The sequence below is a fragment of the Robertmurraya sp. GLU-23 genome, assembly GCF_052983275.1.
The window spans coordinates 410,226-431,385 of the sequence record NZ_JBRKCV010000001.1; the positions used below are offsets into that span (position 1 = coordinate 410,226).

18 protein-coding genes and 1 pseudogene are annotated in these 21,160 nt (G+C 37.0%); 17 read left to right on the forward strand and 2 right to left on the reverse strand.

What is annotated here, in order from left to right:
• Positions 1-392: 392 nt before the first annotated feature.
• The gene (locus tag ACVBAX_RS02060; RefSeq protein ID WP_447115692.1) at positions 393-578 is read right to left on the reverse strand and encodes a hypothetical protein; all 186 of its coding nucleotides are present in this window, start codon (positions 576-578) and stop codon (positions 393-395) included.
• Positions 579-741: 163 nt separating this feature from the next.
• Positions 742-1,295, reverse strand: a pseudogene (locus ACVBAX_RS02065) (hypothetical protein).
• A gap of 113 nt (positions 1,296-1,408) precedes the next feature.
• On the opposite strand from ACVBAX_RS02065, the gene ACVBAX_RS02070 reads away from it, so the two are divergent.
• The 17 genes from ACVBAX_RS02070 (at position 1,409) to ACVBAX_RS02150 (ending at position 21,070) form a co-directional block, all read left to right on the forward strand.
• A complete protein-coding gene (locus tag ACVBAX_RS02070; RefSeq protein ID WP_447115693.1) occupies positions 1,409-1,996 on the forward strand; it encodes a TetR/AcrR family transcriptional regulator in 588 nt (195 codons plus the stop codon).
• A gap of 841 nt (positions 1,997-2,837) precedes the next feature.
• Entirely contained in the window at positions 2,838-4,172 is a 1,335-nt protein-coding gene (locus tag ACVBAX_RS02075) for an ABC transporter substrate-binding protein (RefSeq protein ID WP_447115694.1), read from the forward strand.
• A 92-nt stretch (positions 4,173-4,264) separates the two neighbouring features.
• The gene (locus tag ACVBAX_RS02080) at positions 4,265-5,146 is read left to right on the forward strand and encodes a carbohydrate ABC transporter permease (RefSeq protein ID WP_447115695.1); all 882 of its coding nucleotides are present in this window, start codon (positions 4,265-4,267) and stop codon (positions 5,144-5,146) included.
• Between the two features lie 27 nt (positions 5,147-5,173).
• On the forward strand, positions 5,174-6,061 hold the full coding sequence (locus ACVBAX_RS02085) for a carbohydrate ABC transporter permease (RefSeq protein WP_447115696.1): 888 nt from the start codon (positions 5,174-5,176) through the stop codon (positions 6,059-6,061).
• A 69-nt stretch (positions 6,062-6,130) separates the two neighbouring features.
• Complete coding sequence (locus ACVBAX_RS02090; protein ID WP_447115697.1) at positions 6,131-7,474, forward strand: NosD domain-containing protein; 1,344 nt, start codon at positions 6,131-6,133, stop codon at positions 7,472-7,474.
• A gap of 182 nt (positions 7,475-7,656) precedes the next feature.
• Positions 7,657-9,405: a cache domain-containing sensor histidine kinase gene (locus ACVBAX_RS02095; RefSeq protein ID WP_447115698.1), complete on the forward strand. Its 1,749-nt coding sequence runs from the start codon at positions 7,657-7,659 to the stop codon at positions 9,403-9,405.
• Between the two features lie 13 nt (positions 9,406-9,418).
• Positions 9,419-10,963, forward strand: coding sequence for a response regulator (locus tag ACVBAX_RS02100; protein WP_447115699.1), 1,545 nt, complete (start codon positions 9,419-9,421; stop codon positions 10,961-10,963).
• 1,114 nt (positions 10,964-12,077) lie between these two features.
• Positions 12,078-12,437 carry a hydrogenase maturation nickel metallochaperone HypA/HybF gene (locus ACVBAX_RS02105; RefSeq protein WP_391559405.1) on the forward strand — a complete coding sequence of 120 codons (360 nt, stop codon included), beginning with the start codon at positions 12,078-12,080 and terminating at the stop codon, positions 12,435-12,437.
• Positions 12,434-13,093 (forward strand): hydrogenase nickel incorporation protein HypB, encoded by a 660-nt coding sequence (hypB, locus tag ACVBAX_RS02110; RefSeq protein ID WP_447115700.1) that lies wholly within the window; start codon positions 12,434-12,436, stop codon positions 13,091-13,093. The genes ACVBAX_RS02105 and hypB overlap by 4 nt, the downstream gene beginning before the upstream one ends.
• Positions 13,078-15,366, forward strand: a complete 2,289-nt coding sequence (gene hypF, locus ACVBAX_RS02115; protein WP_447115701.1) for a carbamoyltransferase HypF — start codon at positions 13,078-13,080, stop codon at positions 15,364-15,366. Before hypB ends, hypF begins: the two co-directional genes overlap by 16 nt.
• 34 nt (positions 15,367-15,400) lie before the next feature.
• Entirely contained in the window at positions 15,401-15,652 is a 252-nt protein-coding gene (locus ACVBAX_RS02120; RefSeq protein ID WP_447115702.1) for a HypC/HybG/HupF family hydrogenase formation chaperone, read from the forward strand.
• Positions 15,609-16,715 carry a hydrogenase formation protein HypD gene (gene hypD, locus ACVBAX_RS02125; RefSeq protein ID WP_447115703.1) on the forward strand — a complete coding sequence of 369 codons (1,107 nt, stop codon included), beginning with the start codon at positions 15,609-15,611 and terminating at the stop codon, positions 16,713-16,715. Before ACVBAX_RS02120 ends, hypD begins: the two co-directional genes overlap by 44 nt.
• Before the next feature lie 5 nt (positions 16,716-16,720).
• Positions 16,721-17,728, forward strand: coding sequence for a hydrogenase expression/formation protein HypE (gene hypE, locus ACVBAX_RS02130; protein ID WP_447115704.1), 1,008 nt, complete (start codon positions 16,721-16,723; stop codon positions 17,726-17,728).
• A 55-nt stretch (positions 17,729-17,783) separates the two neighbouring features.
• Positions 17,784-18,311 (forward strand): cytochrome b5 domain-containing protein, encoded by a 528-nt coding sequence (locus ACVBAX_RS02135; RefSeq protein ID WP_447115705.1) that lies wholly within the window; start codon positions 17,784-17,786, stop codon positions 18,309-18,311.
• A complete protein-coding gene (locus ACVBAX_RS02140) occupies positions 18,311-19,216 on the forward strand; it encodes a hydrogenase small subunit (RefSeq protein WP_447115706.1) in 906 nt (301 codons plus the stop codon). Before ACVBAX_RS02135 ends, ACVBAX_RS02140 begins: the two co-directional genes overlap by 1 nt.
• On the forward strand, positions 19,209-20,615 hold the full coding sequence (locus ACVBAX_RS02145; protein WP_447115707.1) for a nickel-dependent hydrogenase large subunit: 1,407 nt from the start codon (positions 19,209-19,211) through the stop codon (positions 20,613-20,615). Before ACVBAX_RS02140 ends, ACVBAX_RS02145 begins: the two co-directional genes overlap by 8 nt.
• The gene (locus ACVBAX_RS02150) at positions 20,615-21,070 is read left to right on the forward strand and encodes a hydrogenase maturation protease (RefSeq protein ID WP_447115708.1); all 456 of its coding nucleotides are present in this window, start codon (positions 20,615-20,617) and stop codon (positions 21,068-21,070) included. The genes ACVBAX_RS02145 and ACVBAX_RS02150 overlap by 1 nt, the downstream gene beginning before the upstream one ends.
• Positions 21,071-21,160 lie beyond the last annotated feature (90 nt).

The window sequence follows — 21,160 nt, forward strand, 5'->3', positions numbered from 1 at the left end:
GGTTCATGGGCAACTGCAATATGGAAAAAATAGGGCTAACGAGTACTGTTGTGATTTAATCTTTTATCAGAACGTAATGGAAATACCATGTATAGAAGTTAGGTGATTAAATATGGTTAGGGACGTAGAAAGAACAGTAAAAAACTTTATGAACGGAAACAGGGGAGGGGTATTAGGGTCAAATCTTCTGTGGGCTTTTTTTTTGAGTCTGGTCCCATCGTGGTCGCTTACTATATTTATAGTGTTTAAAGCAGATCTAGAAACTTTCTTCTTGAAAACTCATTAATACATTGTTCTAGTTCCGTGTTAAATAACTCATTGCTCTTACGGTAACATTTCTTAAACAGGAGTTCTGAATGATCGGAACTCCTGTTTAAGAGGAAATGATACCCCTACAATGCTTCTAGCATGATTCCGCAAGTAACGAGATAGGCCATACCACTAACAAGAAGTACCATCCCAGTAATAGCAAAAGCCACATCACTACTCATCCGCTCCACTAAAACAGTATTAAGCACATTTAGAATAATCAATCCAACACAAAATGCTAATGTAATCCACAGTACATTTACCCCCAAAAAAGCTCCCACCTTTATTAATTACTAAAAATTAGTTTTCTCTCTTACTAGCTGTCTATACACGGTGTTGGTAAAACATTTGAAATAAGAAGGCATCTGATGACAGGTCATAAAATGTAAAACGATTCTCTTAAAGAGAATCGTTAAAAGTTAACTGGATATGTTACATGCTTTTGCTGGTTGAGGATTGCTTTCTCGGCCATACAAAATAGCTTAAGCTAATGATAAGGTCAATCCCTAAAACTAGTGACCATATCTTTATAACCGTTAAAAGGGACTCGGTACGGCTTGGATCGTCTACTAAGTAAATAACCGTGCCAAGAAGAGTAATCCCAATTAAGTACGCGACTACATGCTTTCCCCAGCCTCTTATATTATGAAGGGCAAAATCTTTCCCATATTTCTTATGCGGCTTTTCACCCTGTTTCAAGAAATAATACTGAAATCGTTCGTCAGCCCACTTAATCATCCCTTTACCGTATGCCAATGAAACTCCTATATAAACTGCAGCCAAGCCATGAACTATTGTCGCTATTGCTCCGTTGTATAAATCCATCCCTGTTGCAATTAGTAAAACTAAATCTACTAAAGGTGTTAATGCAAGAAAAAATAGTCCGAGTATTTCCTTTTTAAGTAGTACCTTGAGACTAACCCAGCAAGAATTACCACCCAAAAACCAATTTCACAAATAATAATCGTCCAAACGATCCAGTTCATTGCTCTCTCCTTTTTAATACAGTTGTATTATACAAAATTTAACATACAATTCTATTTAATACAACTGTATTATAAAAATTGAGATTTGTTTTTTTTATTGATAAAATAAGAACATGCCTAAACAAATTGATCATGAAAAAAGAAGAAAACAAATCGCTGAAGCAACATGGAGAGTGATCTTAGAAAAGGGAATGACAGGTGCTTCGGTCCGAAATATTGCTGCGGAAGCTGGTGTTTCTTTGGGAGCACTAAGACATTATTTCACCACGCAGGACGAACTTCTCATTTTTGCAGCAGGGCTTGTAAAAGAGCAGGCAACCAACCGGATTACAAGGATTGCAATGAGCAATTTACCTCCAAAGGAAAAGGTTTTACAAATCTTGTTGGAAATGGTTCCGACCAACACAGATACGATGGCAGAAATGGAGGTGTGGTTTGCATTTACATTCCATGCAAGACACAAAAAGGAACTATTTGAAGAATTGAGCTTTGATATTTTTTATGCCATAAAGCATTTGATAAGCTCACTCAATCAAGTGGGGATATTAAAGAAGAACCTTGATTTGGAGTTTGAAACGGAAAGGCTTTACGCTTTGGTAGATGGACTAGCCCTCCATGCGCTGTTGGAAAGAGAGCGGCTTCATGAAGACCAAATGATACGTGTCCTTACGATGCATATTGATTCCATTTGTGAGACATGAATGGTTGAAAAGTTTAACTCTACTGGAAGAAAAAACCTATATCCGTTGTGAAATAATAGAGAAGACAATTGCTTAAAGCAGGGTGGGGCGATTGATCCTTCCGTGGAGGGGGGAGATAATCGTGGATTTAGATACAGCGATGTTTATGATTGCGCTGGTTACTCTAATCATACTTTTGATTGAAAAAATAAAAAAGTAAAACCCACCCTGGTCTTGGCGGACAGGTGGGCTCTACTTCTAGAGAATACTAAGTTCATGCCAAACGCACACTTTTGCGATTATGTGTTGTCAGAGTAAGCGTAGTGTTATCAGCACTGCGCTTATTTTTAATATACGATTATCTACCCTTATTATAGACTAAGTTTACGAAAAAATAAATGAATGAAAAATGTAATCTAATAAGCAAGTAATTATTCTTATGCCCAGTGCCTGTCACCTCATCGAAAAAAAGTGGACCAAGCTTCTAATTATTCTGGGATGTTTGTTATTGAAAAAGTTCTAAATATATATAACCGTTTCTAAAAAAGTTAGAATTTTATTAAAACACCTTAATTATTACAATAAAAGTGTAAAGAGGATTTACAAAAATCTTAGAGGGGGCAAAAGGAAATAAAAGTTAATCATTTTTACTTCAAAAATGTAACCGCTATCAAATCTTTGAAAAAGAATAGAAACAATGGAGGAGAATAATCAATGAATGTATAGTAGCCTGATAGCCCATTAGGGTGATGACATGTTCTTCATTGATGTGGAAGAATGGCCGCCATCGCTTCATGGAACAGGGACCGAAGATTAGTTTGTGGGTTAGATAATTTATTTAATAATTAGGAGGTTTGTTGCGGTGAAGAAAAAAGGGATCCTATCAATTGTTTCATTATTATTAGTATCATCTCTCTTTTTATCGGGTTGTTCGGGAGAAAAAACAGGAAGTTCCGAAGCAAAAGGTGATAACAAAACGATTACGGTGCTTGTTGAAGGAGGAAGCCCGGCCTTTAAAGTAGCAAAAGAAACCGCTGCGGAATTTAAAGAGGAAACAGGCTATACAGTTAAAATTGAATCCGTTCCCTATACCGGAGTCTATGACAAACTTAAGGCTGAGGTAGCTTCACAGGCAGGAGCATTCGATGTTGCAACCATCGATATACTTTGGTTTCCTGCTCTAGCTGGCGGACTTTTACCGTTAGAAGATCTCATGACAGATGACCTTAAAAATGATTTATTCCCAGGATTAGTAGAAGGCGGAAGTTATCAGAATAAGGTTTATGGAATGCCGGTATGGACGAACGCCAAAAATTTAATCTATCGTAAAGATCTTTTCGAAGATGAAAAGAACAAAACTGATTTCCAAGCAAAGTATGGATATGAGCTTCATCCACCAACAACATGGGATGAATATAGTGATGTTGCCAAGTTTTTTACTAAAGATACCGATAATGATGGAAAAGTGGATATGTACGGAACAACGGTCTTTGGTGCGAACAATGGAGATGCGGTAGCCAGCTGGCTTGATCATGCAGCCCAAGCAGGTGCGAAACCATTGGTAGTTGGTGATAAAGGCAAAGTTCTCGTCAATACGAAACCGTATGTTGATTCTTTACAATTCTTAGTTGATCTTTTGAAAAAGGATCAATCGGTTCCATCAGGTGCACTTGAAATGGCATCTGCTGAAACTTCTGAGCTATTTTGGAATGGAAAATCTGCGATGATGCTTGCATGGGGTCACTTTTATGTCCCTTCAAATGACTCAAAACAATCAAAGGTAGCAGGAAAAGTTGGAAGTGCTCCAATGATTAGCGGCAGGGCAGGAATAGGTGCTGTCCCAGGTCCATGGTATCAGGTTATTCCTAGTTCTTCCAAAAAACAGGAAGTCGCCAAGGAGTACCTCAACTTTATTTATGAAAAGAATGAACTATTTATGAAATCATTGGGCGTAGCAGCGAGAAAATCTGTATTTGAAAGTTATAGCACGAAGCAGGGCTATGAACATTTGAAACCGCTTATGACGACATTAAGCGGACCACAAACACAAAATCGACCTGCTATTAAGGAATGGCAAGAAATTGAAAGTGAAGCACTCATTCCAGCCGTGCAATATGCACTTTCCGGTGAAAAAACCCCTCAAGAAGCACTTGATTGGGCAGCAGATGTAATCAAAGATTTATTACCGCCACAGTAAAATAATATGTTTAAATAGAACCTTTTCATTGGACTATTTTTTCAATGAAAAGGTTCTGAAAAATAACATTTTGATAGAAAGGAGCGGTTTTCTTGAGACTGAAAAATGGGGCATTATCGACGATCTTTTTCTTTCCTGCGGGGATCTTTATGTTGGTATTTCTGGTCTATCCAATTTTTCTTTTAATTAGAGACAGTTTTTATAAGATTGATATCATTAATCCTACATTACGAGAATTTGTCGGTTTTGCAAACTATACAAACTCGTTGACTTCTGAACGTTTTTTAAAGGCCCTTTGGAACACAGTGGTATATATAGGAGTAGCGGTGGGTATCGAGTTTATCTTAGGGCTTATCCTTGCTTTGCTTCTCAGTCATGCTTTTAAAGGAAGCCAATTTATTCGGACTCTATTGTTAAGCCCGCTTATGCTGGCACCTTTAGTTACAGGAATAATTTGGAAATTTATGCTTAATGATCAATTCGGCATTATCAACTGGGGGCTTTATAAACTTGGAATACTTTCTGACCCGCATCAAATACTCTGGTTATCAGACTCACGTTTTGCACTCTATTCTACGATTATTGCAGACATCTGGTTAACAACTCCTTTCATTATGCTCGTTCTATTAGCAGGTATTAAAGGAATTCCTATTAGTTTATATGAATCTGCTGATATGGATGGGGCCAATATATGGCAAAAGTTCCGTTACATTACTTTTCCTTCTCTTATCCCAGTCGCAACCGTAGCCTTACTAATTCGTATTATTGATGCTGCAAGAACATTTGATATTGTGTGGGTGCTAACGCAAGGAGGACCAGGTTTTTCTTCCGAGCTGCTAAGTACCTATATGTATAAGACATTGACCCGATATGGAGAAGTGGGGCAGTCAAGTGCCATGGCCGTCATTTTTATCATCATTTTATTAGTCCTAAGTTCTTTCTTCATTACAAAAATGTGGTCACCAAGGAGATGACATTCTTAAGGAGAGGTGAAATAGATCATGGCTCACACGCCAATAAAAGAAACGATTGTTGAAAAACCAGTTTGGCTTACTAGTTTTCATTTTAAACATAAAATATGGACGCTGATTGTAGTGGTAGTCACCTGTTTACTGGCTTTATTATTCTTAGGTCCGTATCTCTATCTGCTATTAACATCATTGAAACCATCCGCCGAGGCAGTGACTGTACCACCGACTTTATGGCCCTCGAAATTTTCAATAGAAAATTATAGGAAAATGTTCGATTACTTGCCTATAGGAAAGTATTTTCTAAATAGCTTAGTTACGGCCGGTGCCAGCACCATTTTAAGCGTATTCTTTGGTGCGATGGCTGCTTATGGAATTTCTAGGTTTTCTTCCATAACAGGAAGTTACTTTTTGTTATTTACGTTAGTGATTAGAATGGTACCAATGATTAGTATCGCGATTCCGATGTATATGATTGTAAAAAGTATGGGCTTGATTGATACCCATTTTGCCTTGATTTTGGTGTATACCAGCTTAAATGTCCCATTTGCCATTTGGTTAATGATAGGTTTTTTTGACTCGGTTCCAAAGGAATTTGATGAAGCAGCAAGGGTGGATGGATGCAGCTGGATTGGGGCCTTTATCAGAATTATTCTTCCGGTGTCACTCCCTGGACTGGCAACGACTGCTATCTTTACTTTTATGTTAGCTTGGAATGATTTTTTGTTCTCGTTACTCATGACCAGTACGAATGCCAAAACGGCGACAGTAGGAATTTCAGAATTTTTAACTGCTTATAATCTTGATTTAGGGCCAATGACAGCTGCGGCCATCTCATTTAGTTTGCCTGTTATGATATTTTCCTTTTTCGTACAGCGTTATATTGTAAGTGGCATGACTTTAGGAGCAGTAAAAGAATAACGACTTAATCTTGAATTAAGGAAAAAGTAGTCTATGAATAGCATACTAAATTGATAGGAGAATTTATTTATGGCTAGTAAAAATTATTACGACGTAACAGAGTGGCCTGTTGGTAATCCGTATGAGGATATTGGTGAGGTAATCAATAGCATTATAGCAGATATTAAAAATAGGCAAACGGACACTGATGTGAATAAAGGAGGAAAGCCGGGTGCGGTTATCTATATTCCACCGGGAGATTATCATCTTGGAAGTCAAGTAGTTATAGACATCAGTTACCTTAAAATTATGGGTTCTGGACACGGGTTTACATCTTCGAGTATTCGTTTTAATACTTCTGAGAATGAATGGGCGGATTTGCATGAATTGTGGCCGGGAGGAAGTCGCATACTCGTAGATATTCCCCTAGAAGTAAATGACGAGGAATATAAAGGAGCTGCATTTTATGTTGAACGAAGTGGAAATCCCCGAATAAGTTCGGTAGAGTTTTCTGACTTTTGTATTGATGGTTTGCATTTTATTGAAGATGGTTCAGGAGAAAAAAATTCGGAAAACACATACACTAACGGGAAAACGGGTATTTATGTTGCAAGTGCTTGTGACTCATTTCGGATTACAGGCATGGGGTTTGTGTATTTAGAGCATGGAATTACTATTTATCATGCAGATGCTCTGACTATACATGATAATTTCATAGCTGAATGTGGTAACTGTATAGAACTACGAGGTTGGGGTCAGGCTTCAAAAATAACCGATAACTTGATAGGAGCCGGATTTAAAGGATATTCTATTTACGCTCAAAATTTTGGTGGACTTTTGATTACAGCGAATAATGTTTTTCCACGAGGTGCGAGCAGTATCTATTTTGATGGTGTGACACGTTCTAGTATCACAAATAATAGACTTCATTCATTTTATCCAGGAATGGTGGTATTCAGGGGAAATTGTTCTGAAAACTTGGTTTCTGCAAATCACTTTTTACGTGACCATGAACCTTGGACTCCTTTTCTGGGAATAGACAATGGTTTAGATGATTTGTATGGTCTCCTCTATATCAGTGGCAATAATAATTCTGTAATTGCTAATCACTTTTCGGAAGTCATTAATACTCAGAACATCAAGCCGGTAGGTGCAACACCTGTAATCATACGTCTTGTTTCGGGGAATGGAAATTATATTTCTAATAATCATGTTGTTGCCACGGAGGTTCATGCCAAGATAAGTGATTCTTGTTTCTCTGCGCAAGTAGAAGCTTTGTTGACTACCAAAGCATCAGAGCCGCTTACCGTAACAACAGTATTGGTAGAAAAAGATTCGCTTCAAAATACGGTTCTTGATTCGGGGAGTGATGCACAGGTTGTAATGGACAAGAATGTAAATGCATTTAGAGCCACTCCAACGCCAGGAACATAATCAAGGAACGACTTGTGAAAGAATTGTGGAATTTTTTAGTTTGAAGTAGCAAAGGAAATGGGACAAAAGTGTTGACATCAGCCAAAAAAGAAACATTGATAGGGTATAATGTTGAAAAAGAGGAAATTTACATTGATAGAGAGAAACTTAGTTAAAACCACTTTATAAACTGGAGAAGCATAATGGATAAACTAATGAGACTCATGGAATCTCCAATTAAGCGGAAGATTATCTTGTTAGCACTGTTTTCAGCACTAATCCCTTTACTTGTTATTGGTCCTATAACGTTCATTTATTTTAGTAAAGTAATAGAAAATAAAGTGTCTACCACGATTGATAACTTTTTAACGATTGTCGATTGGAATATTAATGCTTTTGCAAGCAATGTAGAGAATTTATCGAATGACATCTTTCTATCAAATGAAATACAGTCTTATTTAACCTATAAAAAAACAGATGCAAAGTTATATAGATTAGAAACGGCATCTCTAGAAAATTTGAATAATATTACCGTGGTAAATAACCCCTATATCAATGCGATTTACGTTGGGAATGAAAATCACAGCTTTTTGAAAGTCAACCGCGGTGAACGGAATATGAAACATGATATTTATCAAGCGATAAAAAAGTCCAATATCTATCCGCGTTTACTCCATAGTCAGTGGCAGGGTGAATGGCTCAATGGCAGTAATTTAGAACTTGTGAAAGATAGTAATCAATCTTTACTTTATGGAAGAAATATTCGAGATCTTGGAACGAAGGAACAAAATGGGATTGTCCTGATCGATCTCGATCGATCTTATTTTGAAAATATGTTTAAAAATAGTAATCCACCAGGCGATATTTTAATATTGGATGATGATAAAATTCTGTTTTCAAGCAGCAATCGTTTCTCTTCCTCTCAGGTAGCCGAAATCGTTCAAAGTCGTGAGAAAAGTGGAACAAGTAAAAAAGTGATCAATGGAACACGATATTTCTTTAATGTTCATACAAACAAGAAAACAAATTGGGATGTCGTCAGTATGATCCCCTATGAAAATATTGTTCACGAGGTTAACCAACTTCGACTGGTAACGATTTCACTATTAGTCATTGCATTAATTATCTCCTTAATTTTTGCTTTATTTATAACGAGGAGAATAACAAACCAGTTAAGTTTGCTGCGCCTGGTTACAGAAAAAATGGAAAAACGAGAGAAAATAGTGGGTATTGATTTTAATAATGAGGATGAACTTGGAGAGATTGGGAAACAGATTGTGCACCTTTATAATTGGAATAACGATTTAACAAAAAGGTTATATAAATCACAGATCAAGGAAAAGGAAGCAGAACTATTAGCTTTGCAAAGCCACATTAATCCGCATTTTTTATATAATACGTTGAACACCGTTTATTGGATGGCAGAGAAGGCAAAAGCGAAACAAATAGCAAAAATTGCGATTAACTTGTCAAAAATCTTTAAACTTACCTTAAATGATGGAAATCATATTACCTCTGTAAAGAATGAAATAGAACAAGTTAAAAGTTATCTGGATATCCAAAATATTCGTTTTGACCATAAAATCCACTACTCATTTACAATTGAACCTGAAATCATGGAAGAAAGTATCATTAAATTGCTGTTACAGCCAATTGTAGAAAACGCTGTTTACCATGGGTTGGAACATCAGGAAAGCGGTACTATTATGATTGAAGGCACAAAGGTCGAGAAAGGCTTACTTTTCATTATTCGTGATACAGGAAAGGGATTTGACATGAATGTAGTAGATATTAACAAAAATGGTTATGCTTTAAAAAATATTAATGAACGATTGAAGATTTATTATGGAAAAGAATATGGATTAAAGATTGATAGTGAAATAGGAGAGGGAACTACTGTTTATCTTAAGGTTGGCCTAAAGAATGACGAAATCATCCATGACAATTTTTAAGGAGCTTTCTATTATGTATAAACTATTAATTGTTGATGATGAAAAAATTGTAATTGAAGGCTTAAAATTAGTAGTTAACTGGCAGGAGCACCAGATTGAAATTGTAGGGTCTGCTTCAGATGGAGAAGAAGCACTTAAAGAAATCATGAATAAAAAGCCTGACATTGTGTTAGTAGATATAAGAATGCCAAAATTAAATGGATTGGATTTAATTCAAGAAACAAAGGCTCTTAATCTTGATACTGTTTTTATTATTTTAAGCGGTTATTCAAAGTTTGATTATGCCAAAAGGGCAATTCAACTCGAGGCAATCGACTTTCTAGTTAAACCAATTGAAGTAGAAGAAATTGTTCATTCTATTAAAAAAGCTATTTTAAAACTAGAAAAAATAAAAAATGAAAAACAAGCAACGGAACGGATGAATGAATATCAAATGGCTTTAGAAGAAAAGCGTGTTCTTGATTTCTTGGTTGGCCAAAGATTTATTGCGCCGGAAAAGGATCAAAAGCTACAACGTTTTTCTTTTTTAAACATCGGATTGAAGGGGTTTATCTGGGAAGATTCAAATGCCACTGGAAAAATTCAAGCTTCCTTAGAGCGTATAAAAAGCCTATTAGAAAACAGGAAGATAGAGAGCTTTATCTATACGATTGATAGTGAGATTGTCATCATGTTTTCTAACTCTGGTTCAGAGTTTGGGAATGACTTGGTTCAGGATCTTGTGTCATTGATCTATCATGATATGAAAATAAAACCGATGGTTGGAATCAGTAATACCTATGAAACGATTTCGGGCATAAAGAAAGCCTATAGTGAAGCAAAAGAAGCGTTGAAAAATGGTGTTTTTTCAAACCAGTTCATCACCTATTATAAAGAATTAGAAACGTTCAATCATTCTTTTGGCAATCGTATTATAGAAAAAATTGATACATTTTTTAATGAAAAAGGCCCGGACCTTCTTAGCGGCATGAATCTTTTTATGGACAAAATTTTTCTCGATTGCCAAAAGAGCAGTCTGCCCCCAGAAAAATCAAAATACGTCTGTTTTAAAATCGTTAATCATTTCTTGGAATTTATCGAAAGTGAATATGAAGTGAGTAAAAGTGGCGGCGAACGATATTTAGTCTACCAAGAATTAAATAAACTTCAGTCTATGGAAGAAATCAGAGTTTGGCTTGAACAATTTATTGAGCAATCAACTGTTTTTTTAAATGAAAACCACGTTTCCTATAATGAAAAATTAATCATCGATTTAAAAAGTTTCATTCATGCTAATTATAAAGATCCAATCGTTCTAGATGATTTAGGCAAGCTGTTCCATAAGAACCCTGCCTACCTATGCAGCTTGTTTTCTAAGGCAGTGGGCAACACCATCTTTGAATATATTACAAAGGTCAGATTAAAAAATGCAAAAAAACTGTTAAGAACAACCAATTTAAAGGTATCCGAGATTTGTAAACAGGTAGGCTACGAAAATCAAAAATACTTTAATCAAGTATTCAAGAAAAATATCGGAACAACCCCAGGTCTCTATCGTTCACAGCACATACTAAAGTAAGTGTTGGACGAGAGTAATTTGTTGGGGGAGGACACGTGAATTTATGTGCTCGGACGAATGTTATTTAGAGTACCCGCTTGTATAAATGTGGGAAATGGAGAATAATTCAATTAAGCCCCTGGAGGCGATTGGTAAATGAATAGACAAAAGATGAATCTTCGAAATATCTTCACAAAAATAGTAGAGAGCCTTATTTGCTGAGTTCTCTATATATGCAATGTTTTTATATCCTTCTCCTTTCCTTCTAATGTGGTCTGCCTCCTAGAGTGCCAGACCACTTCGTAGTCTAGTTTCAAACGAAACTAGGCTATTTTATTTAACAAAAGCACCACAAATACGGTGCAAATTTATATACATTATATTGTACATTTTTGGCTGTAAATTTACGTTTTGTTATTGGAAACGGAACCCGTTAGATTTTGAATCACTCTTTTTGTTTTCCTCAATCTCGTTTTATAACATCTCTAGGTGCCATAATTGATAGGTGTGAATATTTCTTAAACTCTTATAGTCTAATAGTTTTTAGTGAGAAATTGATATTTCTTTATCCCATTGTCAAATAAGAAAATAAGCGCATCCTCTCTCAAATGAACTTCAACAGAAACAAGAGTTTCAAATGATGGAGGAAAAACCATTTCTTTATTGGTTCCAGGAAAGCCTCCGATCTGGATTGAGTATAAGGGAATTTAGTCGTAACCTACAACCAGTTCAGAAAGATGAATCAGAACCTTACAAAACAGAATAACACCTTGAAAGAAAAAGCTTGATATTCCCAAAGAGGAAATGAAGTATGAAAGGAGGATGAAAACCCTAACTATTAATGAAATGAATTTGTTGTTAACTATGATTAAAAGAACAGGCAAAGACGGGTTAAGTCTTTCAAGGCAGTACCAAGTCAATTCAAAATTTATGTTCCAAGGGACTTTTAGAGATTAATCAGTTTTATCAAAGCAATAAGGGGAAATAAGCCTGAGAGTCCTAACAAATGCTCCTTTTTTACTAACTACGGGGCAAATATAACACTTACCGCTTGTTGAGCGTATATTACAAATTGTTCTTTTTAATAAAGCCAAGCATAAACATTTAAGTGACAGAAAAACAGAAGGTGTTGAGGATGCATGAGATGTCGCTTATGTCTGAAATTATAAAAATAGTTTCTGAAGATGCTAGAATACATGGTTTTAGCAAAGTAGACAAAATAGATGTGATTGTTGGTGATTTATCAAATGTACTGCCTGATGCTCTAGAGTTAGCATTTTTCCATTTCCGGAAACAAGGAATAGGCATTCTTGGTGAAAATACAAATTTAGAAATTATACGTGAAGTGGCGAAAGCAAAATGTCAAACATGTCTGTTTGAGTTTACCCCCGACTATAGAATGGTGCTATGTCCAAAGTGCGGACTACCGAATTGTTTACTCGTTTCCGGTGAAACCTTTAGGGTTGAATCATACGAAGGAAGTGATGAACTGTGAAAATCAAACTACAAGAAGATGTGTTAAAAGATCAAAACTTGGCTGCTGCATTTAATAGAGAAACATTCAAAAAAAACCATACTCTTGTCATTAACGTAATGAGCTCTCCAGGGGCGGGTAAAACAACTTTACTAGAAGAAACGATTAAAGCCTTAATGAATGAGTTTCATATGGCTGTGATAGAAGGCGATTTAGCAACGGATCTGGATGCAGAAAGATTACGTTCACTAGGAGTCAAAACGGTTCAAATTAATACGGTAGGGGGATGTCACCTTGATGCAAGGATGATTACGAAAACATTACCAGATTTTGAACTAGACTCCATTGACATTCTCTTTATTGAAAACATTGGGAACTTAGTTTGTCCATCTGGTTATGATCTAGGACAAGATTATAAAGTGGTGGTTTTAAGTGTCCCTGAAGGAAATGATAAAATTCCGAAATATCCTGTCATGTTTAGACGTACAGATGTAACTATTATTAATAAAATCGACCTCCTACCTTATGTATCTTTCAATTTAGAAGAAGCGAAAAGAAACTTAAAAGAAATTAACTCTCAGGCGCAATTGAAAGCATTATCTGCAAAAACGGGTGAAGGGATGGAAGAATGGATCAATTGGATAAAGGATGCTTATCTTCAATGTACAAAGCCATAAAAATAATCGTAACAGGAAAGGTGCAGGGAGTTGGTTTTCGCCCATTTATCTACCATCTTTCAAAAAAATATCAACTCAATGGAATGGTCCAAAATAACCTAAATAGTGTCACCATTATGGTTGAAGGACAAGAAAGAAATTTGGAGAAAATGGTGGATGAAATCAAAAGATATCCGCCTAAATTGGCAAAGATTAATGAGATAAACATTCATCAAATTCCACTCGCCCATTATAAAGAATTTACGATTATTCCCAGCCAAAAAAACGGACGGTCTATTTCCTGGATACCTGCGGATGCGGCGATTTGTAAGAAATGTTTGGATGAATTGAACGACCCATATAATCGACGTTTTCACTACCCATTTATTAATTGCACTCAATGCGGACCGCGCTATACGATTATCAATTGTCTTCCATATGATCGTCCAAATACGACAATGAAGGAATTTCCTATGTGCCATGATTGTGAGGAGGAGTATGAAGATCCATCGAATCGAAGGCACCATGCTCAGCCTATTTGTTGTTCAGATTGTGGACCAACTGTTACTCTTTATGACCAAGGTGGGAAATCATTAGCTGAAAATCAATCAGCCATCACGCAAACGATTGATCTGATTAAAGAAGGAAAGATTGTAGCCATTAAAGGAATAGGTGGCTTCCATTTAGCTTGTGATGCTTATCAAGAGAGTGTTATTGACCGGTTAAGACTTCTAAAGAAACGACCACAGAAACCATTGGCGGTCATGGTCAAGTCATTAGAGGTGGCAAGTAATTTTTGTCATATCTCCAGTAATGAGGAAAATCTCCTAACGAGCTACGAAATGCCGATTGTTATTTTAAAAAGTAAAAAAGAGGAAGTATTACCACAAAATATTTCTCCAGGTTTGTCGACTATTGGAGTGATGCTGCCCTATACTCCTTTACATCATCTTTTATTTAAAAATCATAAGTTGGAATGTATCGTGATGACGAGTGCGAATCCTTCTGGCCTTCCTATTTTATATAAAGCTACTCATTTAGAACCTTTACAAAACATATGTGATTATATCTTAACTCATAACCGTAAAATTGAGTTTCCTATTGATGATTCGGTTGTTCAATGTGATGAAGAAAATACTATATTTGTACGGCGTGCTAGAGGATTTGTTCCAGAGCCGCTGAAAACAACATCTAATGTGGATCATATTATTGCATTAGGAGGGAACCAAAAGAATACATTCTCCGTCGGAATACAGAATAACATTGTCATGAGTCCTCATGTAGGTGATTTAGAAAACGAAGAAATGTTTGCCTCCTTTGAAGAGCAACTGCAGCATTATAAAGAATTTCTAGGGGTTAAAGAAGTGAATGTGGCTGTCGACAAGCACCCACTATACCTATACTCATCCACTTCTATCGCCCAAAAACTCAATCGTAAAATCATATCCATTCAACACCATCATGCACACCATGTATCTTGTATGGAAGATAACGGTCTTACCGAACCTTGTTTAGGTATTATATTAGATGGTACAGGATATGGAGAAGACGGGAATATTTGGGGCTTTGAATTTTTATATGGAGACGCAAAATCGTTTGAACGACTGGCTCACCTGAAATACACTCCTCTTCCAGGTGGAGAAAAAGCCGTTAAAGAACCGTGGAGAAATGCAGTTGGGATGCTACTTTATTACTGGCCGCAGAAGGGAAAAGAATTATGTATGGAGCTTTTTCCTGAGAGATTAATAGAAATAAACATTATGGAACAAATGATAGTCCATCAGATGAATTCTCCTATGGCTGGAACATGTGGCCGCTTATTTGATGCTATTAGTGCCATTCTCGGTATATGTACGATCTCAACGTATGAAGGAGAGGCAGCGATTAAATTATCTGATTATATGAATAGAACCCAACTTGAAAGCACAGGGGAGATGTATTCATATCATTTAATAACAAGTACTCCAAACCAACTTCAACTTGACTTATCTCCTATGATTTTTCAAATCATTCAAGACAAACTTCAACATTCCACTACTGCAATCATACAGAAATTTCATACCACATTGGTGTCTTGCTGTATACAGATGATTTTAAAACTATTGAGGAATAGACCAGAATTAAATAGAACGGTCGTGCTGTCAGGCGGGTCCTTCCAAAACGTTTTTCTTGCCAGAGAGATTCAGAAAGGTCTTCAAAAAGAAGGATTTAACGTCTATACACATAAACATGTTCCCTGTCACGATGGAGGCTTATCATTAGGACAAATCATCATTGCTGCTCATCAGTTGTAAGGATGATAAAAGAAAATGAAGGTGGTGAATTAATTTGTGCTTAGGAGTACCGGCTAAAGTCATTGAAATTGAAGGGGAAAGAGCTCTAGTAGATGTAATGGGTTCGAGGATGTATGTAGGGACCTTTTTTGTTCCAGAGGTTAGGATCGATGATTATGTTTTACTCCATGCGGGGCAGGCCATGACTGTAGTGGATGAGGAATATGCCAAAGAGAGTATAGAAGAATGGAGGAATGTGTTAGATGGTAAACATGGACCTATTTTCAGATCCGGCCTTAACTCGTGATTCAGTTGAAGCGGTTATCGATTTAGCGAAGAGATTTAAAGAAGAAAAAGGCAGAATTCCAGTATTTATGGAGGTATGTGGTTCACATACGATGGCATTAGCCAAAACAGGAATAAAATCGAGATTGAAAGATTATGTACAGTTGATTGCGGGACCGGGATGTCCTGTATGCGTCACAGATCAAAAGTCGATCGATGCAATGATCCAATTATCAGAAGAGCCTAACATCATTCTTTGTACTTTTGGTGATATGATGCGTGTTCCTGGTTCTAAATCTACTTTAATGAAAGCGAAAACAGATGGAAAGGATATCAGAGTCGTTTACTCTCCATTAGATAGTGTGAAAATAGCAGAGGAAAATCCTGATAAGGAAGTCATTTTTTTAGGAATTGGATTTGAAACAACGATTCCAATTCTCGCTCTTGCTGTTCGCGAAGCAGCAAGAAAGGATGTGAAAAATTTTTCGATATGGATGACAACAAAATTGGTGGAACCTGTTTTAAGAGCACTTCTTAGGTCAGGAGAAGTAAAACTAGATGGATTTCTTTTGCCTGGTCATGTTTCCGTGGTTTTAGGAAAACAAAATTATCGTTATTTAGCGGAAGAATTTGATATTTCCGGTGTCATTACTGGTTTTGAACCCGTTCAATTGCTCAGTGGAATTTATAAGTTGCTGCTTCTTCAGCTGGAAAATAAGGTTAATATCATCAATGATTATACATATGTTGTAAGTGATGAGGGAAATGTAGTTGCTCAAAGTTTAATAGAGGAATATTTTGAAGCCCATGACGAGGCATGGAGAGGGATGGGTACCATTCCCAAAAGTGGATTAGTTCTCAAAGAGAAATATGCGCAATACGATGCAAAAAAGAAGTTTAATATTTTGATAGGGGAGCCGAGAGGAACTAAATGCCGCTGTGGTGAAATCGTTCGGGGATTAATTACACCAGAAGAGTGTGTACTGTTCAATAAAGGTTGTAATCCAACTCACCCTATTGGTCCTTGTATGGTATCAACAGAAGGAACCTGTGCGGCACATTATCAATTCATGAGGGAGGTGTAACCGTAGTGCAGCGAATTAGTCTAGCTCATGGTGAAGGTGGAGAATTAACACACCAACTGATACATGATATCTTTATCCAATCATTTGGACATTCAGAGCAAACACTGTTTGATTCTGCAATTCTTGCCATTCCTACACAAACCATCGCTGTAACAACAGACAGTTATGTGATAAAACCTATTTTCTTTCCTGGTGGAAATATAGGGAAGCTGGCTATAACAGGAACAGTGAACGATTTAGCTGTAAGTGGTGCTATTCCTCACGTGATAACTGCTGGATTTATTATCGAAGAAGGGTTTTCAATAAAAAGTCTAAAAGAGATTGTTAACACTATGGCAGGGGAAGCAGAAAGAGCTGGGGTGAACATTATTGCCGGTGATACGAAAGTAGTCGAAAAGGGGAGTGTGGATGGCCTATTTATTAATACGACAGGGATTGGTGTGATGCAAGAACGGCATCGATTGAAACCTGAAATGGTTCAAGAAGGAGATTCTGTAATCATTAGCGGTACAATAGGGGATCATGGGATCGCTATCCTGAGTGCACGTCAGGAGCTAGGGTTGCTCACAGATGTTAGAAGTGATTGTGCATTATTAAACCACCTGATTCATGAACTCTTGGAGGAAATCAAAGGAATTCGGATCATGCGGGATCCGACAAGGGGGGGATTAGCCACAACGCTAGTAGAGCTATGTGAAGACTTTCATTTTACAATTGAAATAGATGAAGCTTCTATTCCAGTACGTAAGGATGTTCAAGGTGCATGTGATATTTTAGGTTATGATCCTCTTTATCTAGCAAATGAAGGAAAAGTAGTTATCATCGTTGATTCAAATGACAAACAAAAGGCACTTGATATCTTGAAGAATCATGAGATGGGAAAGGATGCAAGTGTAATTGGTCAAATTACATCCTGTCATATTCAATCCGGGAAACTACTTTTAAAAACAGCTGTTGGTACAACAAGAAGACTTAATCGCCTATCTGGTCAGCTATTGCCTAGAATTTGTTAATCATTTTGATATGTAAGCATAGGATAGGTGCAAAATGCCTAAAGGGGAGAGCATCATGCAAAACATCGAAATGATTAGAATGCAAATAAATTATCTTGTTACACAAGCACGTCATGATATCTATACGTTATCTACCTTGAGCGACACTTCTATGAAGCCACAAATTCTTCAACGGTTATGGGATGCACTATCAACTATTCATTTTCTTAGTGAATGGCTGGCAAATCAAGCGAAGAATAGTGATCATATTTTACCTTCACAACCATCTATTCCAATTCCGTCAGGGAATTTAAATCAGTCTCAAATTCCTCCCATTACACCTTTACCCACACCACCTATAACACAGTCTAATCAACGAACGTTTACAATTGGAGAATTAGCCACTTTTACTGGAAAAAATGGGAGGGCAGCTTATGTTGCGGTCAATGGCATTGTCTATGATGTGACAAACAATCGGGCTTGGGCAGCTGCTACCCACTTTGGCTTAGTTGCAGGCAAAGATTATACGAAGGAATTTGCTTCTTGTCATGCTGGGCAACAATCGATCTTAGCTACACTGCCTGTTGTAGGGAGGTTGGTTTAATGGAAGAGAAAATTTTGCCACCAGAGTCTTTAACAAATGAAGCCATAGCAGAAAGGTTAACAAGTACGGCACTTGAGAGCCTCGAAAAGGGGATGATCAAGAAAAGAAATCTTATTTACTTAGAATTAAATGGTTGTTCCGGTAATATCATTTCTTTGTTAAACGGGCGGAATCCCGACTTTGAGTATACGTTAAATTCAATGGTTGATCTTAAGTTTTGCAATAGTATAATGGCTGCTGAAGGAGAGCAGGCGATCGAGAAACTAATAAAGGCAATGGATGAAGAGTATATTTTAGCAGTTGAAGGAGCTGTGGCGTTAAAAAACAATGGTTTATTCAATATTATCGGCAGCTGGCAAGGAAAACCTCTTACAGGCCTTCAAGCAGCTAAGATGCTCGGGGAAAAGGCTTCACATATTTTAGCCGTGGGGGCTTGTGCCACACATGGCGGGGTGTCAGCAGCAAAACCCAATCCATCTCAATCTGTAGGGCTGCAACAGGTCCTGCCTGACAAAAATATGATTAAACTTCCCGGATGTCCTGTTCATCCAGACTGGTTTTTAGGGACATTAGCTCATCTTTTATTATATGGGGAGCCGGAAACAGACAACTTAGACCGACCATTAATGTTTTATAGCACGCTTATCCATGACCGTTGTCCAAGAAGGCCATTTTTTGACCGAGGGATTTTTGCTGAAAAATTAGGGGATAAAACATGTTTATTTAAGCTCGGATGCCGGGGCCCTGTGACGAGAGTAGATTGTCCAACAAGGCAATGGAATGGTCATGTGAATTGGCCGATAGGAGATAATACGCCATGCATTGGCTGTGCTCAGTTTGGTTTTCCAGATGCCATGGCGCCGTTCATTAGTTATGACACGACAAGGGTGGTGAAGAATGAGTAAGAGAATTGTGATTAATCCGTTGACACGAATAAGTGGTTTTATGGAAATTGATGTGATTATCGAGCAGAATCAAGTCGTTGATGTCAAAACAAAAGGAAATTTATTTCGCGGCTTTGAGCAAATGTTAGTAGGAAGAAGTCCGTTCGATGCCGTTTATTTTACTCAGCGAATATGCGGCATTTGCTCTGCAGCCCACTCAATGGCTTCATCTCTTGCCTTAGAAGATGCGTTAAAGATTGAACCAATGGAACAAGGAAAATATTTACGAGATATCATTCATTGTTGTGAGTTTTTACAAAATCATATCCGCCATTTTTATCAATATACTGTTCCTGACTATGTAAAGATTGAACAAAATTCTCTTTTCCAGTCCGACCATGACGATTTTCGATTACCCAAAAACATTAATGACCGGATTTCACAGCATTACTTTGATTCCCTCAAGTTCAGTCGTCTAGCTCACGAGATGTTAGCCGTTTTAGGTGGTAAAGCTCCCCATAATCATGGGGTTTTTATTGGAGGGATAACAACACAGGCAACAGCCGAGAAAGTCGTTCATATCGATTCTATTTTAGGGAAGATTACCAGATTTATTGATGAAAAAATGATCCCAGATGTATATGACATTGCGCACTTTTATGCAGACTATTTTCGCATAGGCGGAGGGTATGGCAACCTTTTAACCTATGGTGCCTTTAATCATTATAAGGAGTTAGGCACACTATATGTGGATCCGCTTGTATCCACAATGGAATCTGTCGAAGCATTTGATGAACGTAAAATTCAAGAAAAAATAGATTACTCCTATTTCAAATCAATAACTAACAGCAATCAAGCAAATGAAGAAGTGACAGAGCCGGATATGGACAAAGAAAAAGCCTATTCATGGGTGAAGGCACCAAGATATAATGGACTCCCTATTGAGGTCGGACCGTTGGCAAGATTAATATTAAGTGGAGCGTATAACAATGGAATCTCCGCTATGGATCGAACAATTGCCAGGGCACTAGAAGCAAAGAAAATCACAGAAATTATGAAAATTTTACTTCAGCAAATCATTCCAGGAGTAGATGTACAAAAAAAATATGAACTCCCAGAATTGGCATCTGGAAGGGGGTTAGTGGATACAACGAGAGGGGCATTAGGCCATTGGCTAAAGATTCGAGATAAGAAAATCTCCTTCTATCAAATCATTACTCCTTCCACATGGGATTTCTCAACTAGGGATGATAATGGTTTTAGAGGTACTGCTGAAGAAGCCTTAGTCGGTACGCCCATTCAGAATCCAGATAAACCTGCAGAGATTGGCAGAATTCTTCGTTCCTTTGATCCGTGTATGTCATGTGCGACTCATGTATATAGTCCAGGAAAACAAGTAAAAACCATAAAGGTGTTTTAATGGAAAAAATAATTGTTTTAGGTATTGGCAATCAATTAATGATGGATGATGGAATTGGAATTTATCTAATTGAGCAACTTTCAATTCTGAATCGTACCCCGCATGTATCTTTTTTGATTGGAGAATCAGATATTGATTACTGCATCGATCAAATAATGAAAGCTACATTTGTAATCATTGTGGATGCTGTATTTTCAGGAAACAAACCAGGAGAGCTTACCATTTATCCACTTGCTAATTTACATGAATATCAAACTTTAAACATATCAGTGCATAACTTTCACTTGTTTCAATCATTGTATCAACAGAAAGAATCAAAAAAGGGGTATCTCATAGGAGTAGAGCCTTATGAGATAAGGTTCCATATAGGATTAAGCAAAACTTTAAGGGAAAAATGGAAAACGATTTTACAAGATGTATTACAGACCATTGATAGGTTGATTGCAAAGAATTAAGTGTGTTATATAGATCTTCAGATTACCAAATCAGATGGAGTAGCTACTGAAGAATCCTATCAATAGATAAAAAAGGTCAACCAGAAATCT

Coding starts and splice junctions, on each gene's coding strand:
- ACVBAX_RS02070 (WP_447115693.1), top strand. CDS start 1,409: ATGCCTAAACAAATTGATCATGAAAAAAGAAGAAAACAAATCGCTGAA.
- ACVBAX_RS02085 (WP_447115696.1), top strand. CDS start 5,174: ATGGCTCACACGCCAATAAAAGAAACGATTGTTGAAAAACCAGTTTGG.
- ACVBAX_RS02090 (WP_447115697.1), top strand. CDS start 6,131: ATGGCTAGTAAAAATTATTACGACGTAACAGAGTGGCCTGTTGGTAAT.
- ACVBAX_RS02095 (WP_447115698.1), top strand. CDS start 7,657: ATGGATAAACTAATGAGACTCATGGAATCTCCAATTAAGCGGAAGATT.
- ACVBAX_RS02100 (WP_447115699.1), top strand. CDS start 9,419: ATGTATAAACTATTAATTGTTGATGATGAAAAAATTGTAATTGAAGGC.
- ACVBAX_RS02105 (WP_391559405.1), top strand. CDS start 12,078: ATGCATGAGATGTCGCTTATGTCTGAAATTATAAAAATAGTTTCTGAA.
- hypF (WP_447115701.1), top strand. CDS start 13,078: ATGTACAAAGCCATAAAAATAATCGTAACAGGAAAGGTGCAGGGAGTT.
- hypD (WP_447115703.1), top strand. CDS start 15,609: ATGGTAAACATGGACCTATTTTCAGATCCGGCCTTAACTCGTGATTCA.
- ACVBAX_RS02135 (WP_447115705.1), top strand. CDS start 17,784: ATGCAAAACATCGAAATGATTAGAATGCAAATAAATTATCTTGTTACA.
- ACVBAX_RS02140 (WP_447115706.1), top strand. CDS start 18,311: ATGGAAGAGAAAATTTTGCCACCAGAGTCTTTAACAAATGAAGCCATA.
- ACVBAX_RS02145 (WP_447115707.1), top strand. CDS start 19,209: ATGAGTAAGAGAATTGTGATTAATCCGTTGACACGAATAAGTGGTTTT.
- ACVBAX_RS02150 (WP_447115708.1), top strand. CDS start 20,615: ATGGAAAAAATAATTGTTTTAGGTATTGGCAATCAATTAATGATGGAT.